Source organism: Blastomonas sp., from assembly GCF_041747255.1.
Taxonomy (GTDB): domain Bacteria; phylum Pseudomonadota; class Alphaproteobacteria; order Sphingomonadales; family Sphingomonadaceae; genus Blastomonas.
In genome coordinates, this window is sequence record NZ_JBGTFM010000333.1 from 1 (window position 1) to 11,386 (window position 11,386).

Sequence of the window (11,386 nt, forward strand, 5' to 3'; positions counted from 1 at the left end):
GGCGGTCGTCGGCCAGCGCCATGATGTCCGCGATGCAGCGCGGCGGCGCGGGTGTCAGGTCGGGTGGGGCGTTGTCGGGTGCGATCATGCGGTAATGGCGATCTTCAGCACGCCGTCGCGCTGGTTGGCAAAGATATCATAGGCATCCTCGATATCGTCGAGCGTATAGCGGTCGGTAACCAGCGGCCTGGTATCGATCCGCTTTGAGGCGATGGCATTCATCAGCCGTTCCATCCGTTCCTTGCCCCCCGGGCACAGGCTGGTGACAATCGTGTGGTCGCCAAGCCCTGCGGCAAAGGCGTCGAGCGGAATGGTGAGGTCACTTGAATAGACTCCCAGCGAAGACAATGTGCCACCGGGGCGCAGCACGCGCAATGCCGATGCAAAAGTCTGTTGTTGGCCGAGCGCTTCGATGGCGACGTCCACGCCGCGCCCGTCGGTGAGGCGCATGATCTCTGCGACCGGGTCACTTTGCGTGAAATTGACGACGTGGTCCGCGCCCATCTGCTGCGCAATCGCCAGCCGTTCGGGGATTGAATCGACCGCGACGATCATGGTCGCGCCCATCAGCCGCGCACCGGCAGTGGCGCACAATCCGATCGGCCCCTGCGCAAACACCGCGACACTGTCGCCGATCCGCACATGGCCGCGCTCAGCGCCGGAAAAGCCGGTTGACATGATGTCGGGGCACATCAGCACCTGCTCGTCACTCAGTCCATCGGGGATCGGCGCGAGATTGGTCATCGCATCAGGCACCAGCAGATATTCGGCCTGCGCGCCATCGATGGTGTTGCCAAAGCGCCAGCCGCCCATCGGCTTGAACCCATGGCGCGTGCCCGCACCATCCTGCGAATGAAAGCCGCACAGGCAAGCTTGGCTGTGGCCGCTGGGGGTAATCGCGCCGGCAATGACGCGCTGTCCTTCGCGATAGCCCTGAACCGCCGATCCCAGCTTTTCGATAATCCCCACCGGCTCATGGCCGATGGTTAGCCCCCGCTCGACCGGATATTCGCCTTTGAGGATGTGAACATCGGTGCCGCAGATTGTGGTGGTGGTGATCTTGATCAACGCGTCGAGCGGCCCGACGTCGGGAACCGGCTTGTCGTCGAGCACAATACGGCCCGGCTCCACAAAAATCGCAACTTTCATCATACGGGTCATGGATCAGCCTCCTGTGGTGTGCGCACAATGTAGCCTTGATGGGCATCGGTGCCATGATCCACATCAACCAAGCCAGAAGACGTTGGCGAAGAGGGCTGATTCTGGCCCCACTGGAACCATAACGGGGGCAGGCCACTCATATTATTGAGAATTTATCTCAAACAAAGATTTTTGAGCTTCGGTTGCTGCCAAATTTTAGCTGCCAGATTTTTAGAACAGCCCTTCGATCTCTCCATTCGCATCGAGCCGGATCGTCTCTGCCGCCGGGATGCGGGGCAGGCCGGGCATGGTCATGATATCCCCGCAGATGGCGACCACAAAGCCCGCGCCCGCGCTCAGCTTCACCTCGCGCACAGGCAGGACATGGCCGGTCGGCGCACCAAGCAGCGTCGGATCGGCGGAGAAGCTGTATTGGGTCTTGGCCATGCACACCGGCAAATGGCCATAGCCCGCCTCTTCCCACCGCTGAAGCTGCGCCAGAATTGCAGGCGACGCTGCCACCGATTCCGCGCGGTATATGCGCGTGGCGACCGTCGTTATTTTGTCGTTCAGCGGAAGATCATCGTTATAGAGCGGCTGGAAACGCGCCGTACCAGACTGGGCAAGCGCCGCCACGCTGTGCGCCAGTTCTTCCGCCCCCGCGCCGCCATCGGCCCAGTGGCGGCAGACATGCGCCTTACATCCCTGACTTGCCGCTGCCTCGTGCAGCACCGCAATCTCCGACTCGGTATCGCTGGTGAAATGGTTGATTGCCACCACCACCGGCACGCCGAACTGGCGGACGTTCTCGATATGGCGGATCAGGTTGACGCTGCCACGCCGCACAGCATCAACATCTTCTGCGAGCAGATCAGCCTTGGCGACGCCGCCGTTCATTTTCAACGCGCGCACCGTGGCGACGATCACCGCTGCGGCGGGCTTTAACCCCGCCTGTCGGCATTTGATGTTGAAAAATTTTTCCGCGCCAAGATCCGCCCCAAAACCCGCTTCGGTCACGACAAAATCGCCCAGCGTCAGCGCCGCCTGCGTCGCGATGACCGAATTGCAGCCATGCGCGATATTGGCAAACGGCCCGCCATGCAGCAGCGCCGGATTGCCTTCCAAAGTCTGCACCAGATTGGGCTTGATCGCCTGCGCCAGCAGCACCGCCATCGCTCCGGCTGCGTTTAGGTCGCTGGCAGTCACCGGCTGACGCTGGCGGGTATAGCCAATGACGATCCGCCCCAGCCGCGCTTCCAGATCGCCAAGATCGCAAGCCAGGCACAAGATCGCCATCACCTCGGATGCCACCGTGATGTCAAACCCGCTTTCGCGCGGAAAGCCGTTGCCGACGCCGCCGGTAGACTGGACGATGGACCGAAGCGCGCGATCATTGATATCCAGCACCCGTCGCCAGACGACGCGCCGGACGTCGATGTCCAGTGCGTTGCCCCAATAGATGTGGTTGTCGATCATCGCCGACAGCAGATTGTGGGCGCTGGTGATTGCGTGGAAATCGCCGGTGAAGTGCAGATTAATGTCTTCCATCGGACCGACCTGCGCATAGCCACCCCCGGTGGCGCCGCCCTTGGTACCAAAGCATGGGCCGAGCGACGGCTCGCGCAGCGCCAGCACGGTCTTGTGGCCGATCCGGTTCAGCGCATCGGCAAGGCCCACCGATGTCGTGGTCTTGCCTTCACCGGCAGGTGTCGGGTTGATCGCGGTGACCAGGATGAGCTTGCCAGTTGCCGCTCCTGCTTCAGCCTGCGCATTCAGCCCTGTTGCGGCAAGGTCTAGCTTCGCCTTGTAATGGCCATAAGGTTCGACAGCATCGCTGTTGAGGCCGATTTTTTGGGCAATTGCGCCAATCGGCTGCAGCTTGGCAGCGCGGGAAATCTGGATATCGGTGAGCATGAGCCTATGAAAAATCCATCGCGTTTTGAATAAACCGACATTTCGCAGATGACCTCCACAAGAAGCTCGATCGGAGGCAAGATTGCCGCGTGCGACGGCTTGACGCAACCTGATTTTGACGCGTTGGCGCTTTCGGACTATCTGAGGCAAACAGCGACAAAGGTTGAAATTGAAGGCGTCGATCCATGTCCGGACTAAACAGGCAAACGGCGATCGATCATCTCTCGGCGATCGATGGCGTGACCATCGTCGAAACCTGGGGCGAGACATCCTTCTTCTACAATCCGGGCCATCGTTTCAAACGCGGAGCCTATTTCGCTACGATAAAAGACGTGGACAGCGAAAACGACAAGGCATCAAACCTGAGCCGCGAGGGGGTCTGGCGGCTCAACATGGGCATTTGCAAGCAGACCTACCGCAACCTGTTCGGCCCGCCGCCACCGCGCCCCGCCAAGGGCCATGTTATCGACGGACCATGGGATCTGACCGCGCTTGATACACTGACGCCCCATCCAATCTACGGCTGGATGAATTGGGTCGCCATACTCAATCCAAGCATCGCCAGCTGGGCCAGTTGCCAACCGCTGATCGTAGATGCGGCGGCCCGCGCAAAGCAGGTGTTTGAACGACGCCTTTTAAAATAATGCATCGCTGCGGCATGCGGCGCGTGCGGGGCGTTAACTGGGCCTCGAAATTACCCCGCAGGGCAGTTTTGTTGATAGATTTTCGGCAATTGGCTCTGCCTGCATCTTGATTACCGCCGGGCAACGGCTCATAGTTAGCGTAGCGTTCCGCGCCATTTGCCTGCGTGGGCCGATTTATGGGATCCCAGAGGCGACCGGAAAGCCAACGAGGTAACGTCGTAACTTTATCTGCCTTTGCCGTGAAATACGAGATGGCGCGCACAACCGAATATCGAACTTTCAAAGGACCGGACTTATGTTTAAAATTGCTAAATTGGCCACGATCAGCCTGATCGTTTCGTCCAGTGCCGCATTTGCGGCTGCCCCGGGACCTGTCGGCCAGATGATTGCGGCAGGATGCTGTGCGATTGGCGCGTGCTGTGGCCTGGGCATGGACTGCTGCGCTTAACTAACCGGATTGAATTTTCAAGAAACGGGCGCTGGCTGCTAAGGTGGCCAGTGCTTTTGTTATCAAGCTCAGCCCATCGGCGATGCAAGTCCAGCCCATGCAATGATCGCGATAACCGCGGTCGCCAGCAGCATTTCAGTTGCCAGGCTTGTGCGTAATGCCGCCAGCGCGGCGGGCTGGCTGTCTTGAGGTTGATCGACGTTGCGCACAGTGTTGCGCGTTGTTGCGGCATTGCGCCAGGCGCACATCAGCATAAATCCGACTACGGTGATTTTGGCGATCAACAACCAGCCGTAGGTCGTTTGTATCACGGCCCAGCTGTTGCCCAGCCCGAAAACGAGATGTGCGTTGATGACGCCGGTTGCAGTCACGATGGCAACCAATGTGACACCCAGCGGTGCAAAGCGATGCATGGCCGCGAGCAGCGGTTCCGGCGGGCAACGCTCAGAGTCACGGTGGGCGGATATGACAAGCGTCAGAAACCATCCGATCGCGCCGATCCAAAGTCCAGCGGCCAAAAGGTGCAGACCATCATTCAGCCGATGCACCAGGCCAAGCGTGCCTTCGGTGGCGGCGGCATGCCCGTTCCAGCCCAGGGTCAATAGCGCCAGCCCGTAAAACCCCGCAGCAACGATCTGCCGACCTGCCACCTGTTTGATCAAAAAGAGGGCAACCAGACCGGATGCGAGCAAACCCATGCGCGTCATAAAAGCCCAGCCTAGGTCTGTCATCAACACCATTGACTGGAACGTTGTCCACTCGAGCGCACGGACGGTTTGCCCCATCATCGCGGCGACACTGACCAGCATCAGGGCAAGCGAGATGAGCGGTGCCGCGATCGCCGCAACGGCAATCGCCGCAATGTGGCGCTCGGCGGTTGCAGCGGATAGCTGACGTAACCCAAAGATGCGGAACGCTATTGTGCCAAAGAGATAAAGCAGCACTGCATAATGCGCCAAGCGCAGCGCCGGGTGCAGCCAGTCGGCCGGCATCGGCTAGCTGACGGTAAAGCTGACCGTGCCCTTCATGCGGTGGCCGTCTGCGCCTGCGGCCTGCCAGCGCACATCATAGCTGCCTGCGCGCAGCGGCTGGCGCAGATTAAGGGTCAGCGTCTTGTTGCCATCAGCCCAGCTGGTGGTGAAATTGCGGATGACCATTTCGCCATGGTTCTTCACACCGGGCATCGCGGTCATCACAACGCTGGTGGCGAATGTCGGCGGCAGCAAGGCCTCGCTGAAGGTCAGCGTGACCTGCTTGGGCTTGGACACGGTTGCACCCTGCGCAGGCGTGGAGGCGACGACCTTGGTATGCGCCATCACCATCGTTGGCATGGCGAGGATTGCTGCGCTGGCAGCGGCGTAAGCAAGGATGGAGCGAAAGCGCATGATGTTTTCCTTGATGTTCAGAACCAGAAACGAATGCCGACAACATAGTTGGTAACGCTGGCGTCGTCACCTGCAGCGCGCGCGAAATCTGCGCTGCGACCGACGCGCCAATTCTGCTCGATGCCGATGTACGGCGCGATCTCACGGATGATCTCATAGCGAAGCCGCACCCCGATCTCAAAACTGTCAACGCCCGCACCGATGCCCAGTTGCGGCACATCCTGCGCGGCAAGGTTCAACTCTGCGCGCGGCTGCACGATCAGCCGCTGGGTGATGCGCTGGTCGAGCTCGGCCTCAAGCCGCGCGGTCAGATCGCCGCGATGCGACAGGAACAAGGCCGCGTCCAGCTCAAACATGTATGGCGCAAGGCCCTGAAGACCGACAACGGCATAGGTCGTATCGGGTCCGGCAAGGTCCTGACGGATGCCTGCCTGAAGATCGAAAAACGGGGCGATCGCGCGCGAATACAGCGCCTGTATTTCGACATCGTCGATTGCTTCCCCAAAGCTGCCTTCGCCTTCGCTCTTGAACCAGAATTTGCTCGTGGTGCCGCCGTAAAAGCCCTGAATATCCCACAGATAGCCATTGGCGCCGTCGCGGATTTGCAGCTCTGCCCGGTCAGCCTGAAACCAGAACAGGTTATAGTCACCATGCGTCTGCTGCAGGTCGCGGCGCGAGGCGCGCATCGCGTCGGCCCCCCAGATCGCATCGGCAGCGCGCGGCGGGCCGCTGCCAGCTTCGGGCGGCGGCGGTGTTTCCATATCGGGGCCGGGCGAGGGCGGGGCATCGGCGTCGGCACCATGATCCATGGTGCTGTGGTCCATCGTGCTATGATCCACGTCATCCATCGCGTCCGGCTCAGCCGCTGGCGCATCGGTCGCAGGCATAGTGTGCCCCGCGTGTGGATCGGCAGCTTTGGGCCCGGACATATCGTGCCCCGCGTGTGGATCGGCAGCTTTGGGCGCGGACATATCGTGTCCCGCATGGGGGTCCGGCTCGGCCTGATGCGCGCTGTGATCCTGCGCCGATGCCGGAGAGGCAAGCGCGACCAATGCCAGCACGGCCAACGGCACGCGCGTCAAGATGCCGCCTCCGGCCCGACCACGGTGACCGTCTGCATCATCCCGCCGTGCATGTGATAAAGCAGGTGGCAGTGGAAGGCCCAGTCGCCCGGCTCGTTGGCGGTCAGGTCAAACTGCGCGCTCGCGCCGGGCTGCACGATCATCGTGTTTTTGCGCGGCTGCAGCGCCGCCGACTGGCCGTTGACCATCTCAAAGAACATGCCGTGCAGGTGGATGGGGTGCGCCATCATGGTGTTGTTGATCAGCTTGACCCGCACCCGCTCATTCCACGCAAAGCGGATCGGAATGTCGCTGACCGCCGAATACATGCGTCCGTCGAACGACCACATATAGCGTTCCATGTTGCCGGTCAGGTGCAGTTCGAGCAATCGCGACGGCTCGCGCGTATCGGTGATCGGCTCCTGCGCGACGAGCATCCGGTAATTGAGCACGCGATGTGGGACATCGCGCAGCCCAAGGCCCGGATCACCCATCTTGTCGACCGGCGCCATCGAGATCATGTCGATGCCCGGGCCGATCGCGACATCGGGCGGCAGCAGCGAGGTATCGCGCATCTTCATTCCGTCCATGCCCACGCTGGCGGAGGTGTCGCTGCTGGTTTCGGACGCGGTACCGTGATTCATCGATCCGTGATCCATGCCGCCGTGGTTCATTGAACCGTGATCCATGCCGCCATGATCCATCCCGCCATCGCCATGGTTCATGCCCATGTCGGCCATGGTCAATAGCGGCGGATCGCGCAGCGCGGGCACTGCGGCGCGCAGCCCCGGCGCGCTCGCCAATGTGGCCAGCGCCATGCCCGATCGATCCATCGATTCAGCGACAATGCTATAGGCATCCGCAGCGCCCGGCTCGATGATCACGTCATAGGTTTCCGCCGTGCCGATTTGCAACTCGTCGACCTCGACCGGGCGGACCATTTGTCCGTCGGTGGCGATCACGCTCATCGCAAGGCCGGGGATGCGGATATTGAAAAAGCTCTGCGCCGCGCCGTTGATGATCCGCAGGCGAACGCGCTCTCCGGGATTGAACAGATATTCCATGCCCTCGTTCGGCCCGCGCCCGTTCGCCAAGAACGTGTAAGTCGGCGCGCCGATATCGGCGATATCGGTCGGCATCATCCGCATTTGCGCCCACATCCGGCGCTCTTCGGCTGACATCGGGTAATCGTCAGTCATGGTGTTCTGCTGGCGATTAAAATAGCCCTCGCCCGTGCGCAGCCGGTTCATGATGAAATGCGGATCGAGCGTGGTGAAGTCGCTGACCAGCAGGATGTAATCGCGGTCGACCTTGACCGGATCGCCGCCGCGCGGCTCGATGATCATCGGTCCGTAATGGCCGGATTGTTCCTGCAGCCCCGAATGGCTGTGATACCAATAGGTACCCGACTGGCGGATCGGAAATTCATAGACAAAGGTCTCGCCGGGCTTGATGCCGGGAAAGCTGATGCCAGGCACGCCGTCAAACTGAAACGGCAGCAGCAGCCCGTGCCAGTGCACCGAACTGTCTACGTTGAGGTTGTTGGTGACGTTCAACCGGACATCCTGCCCCTCGGTCAGCCGAATCAACGGACCGGGTACGCTGCCGTTGACCGCGATGCCGGGGCCGCGACGGCCCTGAACGATGCGGTGGCCGCTGCCGATCGACAGATCGATCACCGGCCCGCGCACTTCGTCAAACCCTGCTGGAATCAACGGGCCACCACGGCTGTGGCCACCGCCGTGCATATTGTGACCCTGCGCCCAGGCGGGCACCGCCAGCATGGTTGCGCCAAGGCCAAGGCCGCTCAAAACCGATCGTCTGGAAAATCTGTCGTGCATACCCATTGCTAATCCTTTTGAAGGCAGATACTATACCCCCCTATGGTATTACAAGCGAAAAGGTTTGTGTGAACATGGCCAGGGACAAAGCCGCCATCGTCAATCGTTTACGCCGAATCGAGGGCCAGGTGCGCGGTGTGTCGCAGATGGTCAGCGATGAGCGCTACTGCATCGACATCCTGCATCAGGTGCAGGCGATCAAAGCGGCGCTAACAAGGGCCGAGAGCGAGATCCTCAAGGACCATGCCGCCTGCTGCGTATCCGAGGCGATTGCGTCGGGTGACGCCGCCGAACAGCGGACGAAATTCAATGAACTCATCGACCTGTTTGAAAAGGTAAAGCGATGACTGGCCCCATGACCGGCACCAAGACGGCCGTGCTCCACCGCATGGTGATGGACAAGCACATCTGCCCATATGGCATAAAGAGCAAGTACCTGCTCGAACGCGAAGGCTTCACCGTCGATGATCGCTGGCTGACGACGCGCGAGCAGACCGACGCCTTCAAGGTCGAACACGGCGTCAAAACCACCCCGCAAACCTTCATTGATGGCGCGCGGATCGGCGGGAACGACGATCTGCGGCGTCATCTGGGCAAAAGCGTCAAGGATGCAGATGCTGTCAGCTATGTGCCGGTGCTTGCGATCTTTGCGATGGCGGCGCTGATGGCAGGCGCGATCAGCTGGATGATGACTGGCAGTGTGCTCACTATCCGCACCGCAGAGATGTTCATCGCAGTCGCGATGTGTTTGCTGGCAGTCCCCAAGCTGCAGGATGTCGAGGCGTTCGCGACCATGTTCCTGGGCTATGATCTGCTGGCACGGCGCTGGCTGCCTTATGCCTATATCTACCCGTTCGCTGAAGGACTGGCTGGCGTGTTGATGCTCGCGCACGCATTCGACTGGATCGCGATTCCAACCGCATTGTTCATCGGTACCATCGGCGCGGTGTCCGTGTTTTACGCGGTGTATATCCAGAAGCGTGATATCAAATGCGCCTGCGTCGGCGGCAGTTCGCGCGTGCCGCTGGGGTTCGTCTCGCTCACCGAGAATGTGATGATGGTGGCGATGGCGGTGTGGATGATCATGTCACCTGCGATGTAAGGTATGCTGCGCGAACAGGCGCATTTGGGCCCCGAGCAGACGCCGGACCGTATGAAAACGCCATCACTGAGCTGTGGCAGACCGGTCGGTGGCTTGCGCCTCCACCGTCTGCGCTGCGACAAGGTAATCGACGATGGCGGGGATGGCCTGCTCGTCCACCGGTGCCTTGTATACCTCGATCATCTTGACCACGATCGATTGCCATTTTTCGCGCGAGACCTTGGGCTGCTGCAACATGGTCGAGGGCGAATGGCAGGCGGTGCAGTTATCCAGCACCGCTTGCATGCCTGGGCCGGGCGGCAGGGTCATTGGATCATCGGGCAAAGTGATCGCTGCATCGGCGAACACCACCTGCGTTTTGCTGTCACAGCCCATGACAAGAAGCGCGAGTATGGCCGGCCAGCGGTTCATTTCGCCCTCAGGGTCATGCGTTCGATGACGTTGCGCGCATAACCGCTCGGGTTCCACTGCTGCACATGGGGCTGCACCGCGCCATTCTGATTGGTTGCGCGCACGCCCAGCTGTAAAAGGTTGCCGCGCACTTGCGGGATGGTAATCGTCCAGCGACGGAAGCCATAGGTGCCCTCGTCGGGGCCAAGCTGGCAAGGCAGTTCCAGTCCGTCGCCCACCAGATCCACTTTGGCAAGTGCCGCGTCGCCGCCCATGGCAATACCTCGCAATTCGAGCGGCTGGCCAAGCGTGACCACGTCGCCATCGGTGTGACTGGTGATAAAAGCGCGCGGTGGCATCGCGGTGATCGGGACGGTGGCAAAGTCTTTATCGCCGGGCGTGATCGGGCCTGCGGGCATACGATACGATTTGGCGACGTAATAGCTGTCATCTTCGCCGGTCAGCACGTCAATCGTGCTCAGCATCTTGACCCAATAGGTCGAAAACCAGCCCGGAACGACAATCCGCAACGGGTATCCATGCAGCATCGGGAGCGGCGCGCCGTTCATGCCCCAGGCGATCAGCACATCATCGCGCAGGGCAATGTCGATGGGAATCGACTTGATGAATTGTGGTGCGCCATCGGTCAGCGGTACGTCCAGCCCGGCAAAGCGCACGCGCGCGGCACTGCTGGCAATCCCGGCCTTGTCCAGCACATCCTTGAGGCGCACGCCCGTCCAGCGGGCATTGCCCATCGCACCATTGCCCCATTGCGAGCCGGTGACGCGCGGATCAGACAACCCGCGCCCATTGCCTGCGCACTGGTTGACCGCAACCACCTCGACATGTTCACCCGCATCGGCAATGTCTTGAAGCGTGAGCGATACCGGCCGCTGCACCGCGCCGCCGATTGCCACCCGATGCGCTGCCGCGTTGACCGCAGTCGGCATGTCCCAGTTCCAGCGGACAAAGAACCGGTCATTGGGGGTGATGGTCCCTTCATCGAACACCGCCATCGGCGTTTCGAGCAGCGGCGGACGGATGCGCTGGACGATCATTTCACCCTTGCCCGGGAAGGAGGGTTCAAGCGAGCGCTCGCTCGGCCCGTCGGGCAGCTTGAGGTCGATCAGCCGCTGTGCAAGCACGGGCGTGGCGAGGGCGGTGCCCGCGCCCGCAATCAGCGCCCGGCGCGTGAGGCGTCCATCGGCCCTGTTGTCTGATCCACCCACGTCTGCTTTACTTGGCATCGTCAAGCGCTCCCCCCGACCGTGTCCGCGCGCCGCGCGATCAATTCGGCGATATCCGCCACCGCCAACCGGTGATCGCGCAAAAGGTCGCTAGCCGTAACCGCACAACATTGCTTTTGGGCACTGCCCAGTTCAATGGCCCGCTCGTCGCAATACCGGCGGGCACAATCCGCGCGAATGTTGAGCTTGAGGGCGGGCGATATATCCTGCGCTC

General features: G+C 61.1%; 12 protein-coding genes. 4 read left to right on the plus strand and 8 right to left on the minus strand.

Annotation, left to right across the window (positions count from 1 at the left end):
- Window positions 1-84 precede the first annotated feature (84 nt).
- On the minus strand, window positions 85-1,161 hold the full coding sequence (locus ACEW8G_RS11350) for an NAD(P)-dependent alcohol dehydrogenase (protein WP_373488530.1): 1,077 nt from the start codon (window positions 1,159-1,161) through the stop codon (window positions 85-87).
- 210 nt (window positions 1,162-1,371) lie between these two features.
- Window positions 1,372-3,054 (minus strand): formate--tetrahydrofolate ligase, encoded by a 1,683-nt coding sequence (locus ACEW8G_RS11355; RefSeq protein WP_373488531.1) that lies wholly within the window; start codon window positions 3,052-3,054, stop codon window positions 1,372-1,374.
- 185 nt (window positions 3,055-3,239) lie between these two features.
- On the opposite strand from ACEW8G_RS11355, the gene ACEW8G_RS11360 reads away from it, so the two are divergent.
- A complete protein-coding gene (locus tag ACEW8G_RS11360; protein WP_373488532.1) occupies window positions 3,240-3,698 on the plus strand; it encodes a DUF6194 family protein in 459 nt (152 codons plus the stop codon).
- Window positions 3,699-4,214: 516 nt separating this feature from the next.
- Here ACEW8G_RS11360 and ACEW8G_RS11365 read toward each other — a convergent pair.
- The 4 genes from ACEW8G_RS11365 to ACEW8G_RS11380 all read right to left on the minus strand — a co-directional run bounded on the left by ACEW8G_RS11365 (window position 4,215) and on the right by ACEW8G_RS11380 (window position 8,439).
- Window positions 4,215-4,955, minus strand: coding sequence for a CopD family protein (locus tag ACEW8G_RS11365; RefSeq protein WP_373488533.1), 741 nt, complete (start codon window positions 4,953-4,955; stop codon window positions 4,215-4,217).
- A gap of 186 nt (window positions 4,956-5,141) precedes the next feature.
- Entirely contained in the window at window positions 5,142-5,531 is a 390-nt protein-coding gene (gene copC, locus ACEW8G_RS11370; protein ID WP_373488534.1) for a copper homeostasis periplasmic binding protein CopC, read from the minus strand.
- 17 nt (window positions 5,532-5,548) lie between these two features.
- On the minus strand, window positions 5,549-6,613 hold the full coding sequence (locus ACEW8G_RS11375) for a copper resistance protein B (RefSeq protein ID WP_373488535.1): 1,065 nt from the start codon (window positions 6,611-6,613) through the stop codon (window positions 5,549-5,551).
- Window positions 6,610-8,439, minus strand: a complete 1,830-nt coding sequence (locus ACEW8G_RS11380) for a copper resistance system multicopper oxidase (protein ID WP_373488536.1) — start codon at window positions 8,437-8,439, stop codon at window positions 6,610-6,612. The genes ACEW8G_RS11375 and ACEW8G_RS11380 overlap by 4 nt, the downstream gene beginning before the upstream one ends.
- 68 nt (window positions 8,440-8,507) lie before the next feature.
- Here ACEW8G_RS11380 and ACEW8G_RS11385 point away from each other — a divergent pair, with 68 nt between their 5' ends.
- Complete coding sequence (locus ACEW8G_RS11385) at window positions 8,508-8,780, plus strand: metal-sensitive transcriptional regulator (RefSeq protein ID WP_373488537.1); 273 nt, start codon at window positions 8,508-8,510, stop codon at window positions 8,778-8,780.
- Entirely contained in the window at window positions 8,777-9,535 is a 759-nt protein-coding gene (locus ACEW8G_RS11390) for a MauE/DoxX family redox-associated membrane protein (protein ID WP_373488538.1), read from the plus strand. Before ACEW8G_RS11385 ends, ACEW8G_RS11390 begins: the two co-directional genes overlap by 4 nt.
- Window positions 9,536-9,598: 63 nt before the next feature.
- Here the strand turns inward: ACEW8G_RS11390 and ACEW8G_RS11395 are convergent, their stop codons facing one another.
- Window positions 9,599-9,946 carry a cytochrome c gene (locus ACEW8G_RS11395; protein ID WP_373488539.1) on the minus strand — a complete coding sequence of 116 codons (348 nt, stop codon included), beginning with the start codon at window positions 9,944-9,946 and terminating at the stop codon, window positions 9,599-9,601.
- A complete protein-coding gene (locus ACEW8G_RS11400; protein ID WP_373488540.1) occupies window positions 9,943-11,172 on the minus strand; it encodes a molybdopterin-dependent oxidoreductase in 1,230 nt (409 codons plus the stop codon). The genes ACEW8G_RS11395 and ACEW8G_RS11400 overlap by 4 nt, the downstream gene beginning before the upstream one ends.
- Here ACEW8G_RS11400 and ACEW8G_RS11405 point away from each other — a divergent pair.
- The coding region (locus ACEW8G_RS11405; RefSeq protein WP_373488541.1) for a hypothetical protein at window positions 11,166-11,386 on the plus strand (221 nt) is incomplete at its 3' end. The genes ACEW8G_RS11400 and ACEW8G_RS11405 overlap by 7 nt on opposite strands.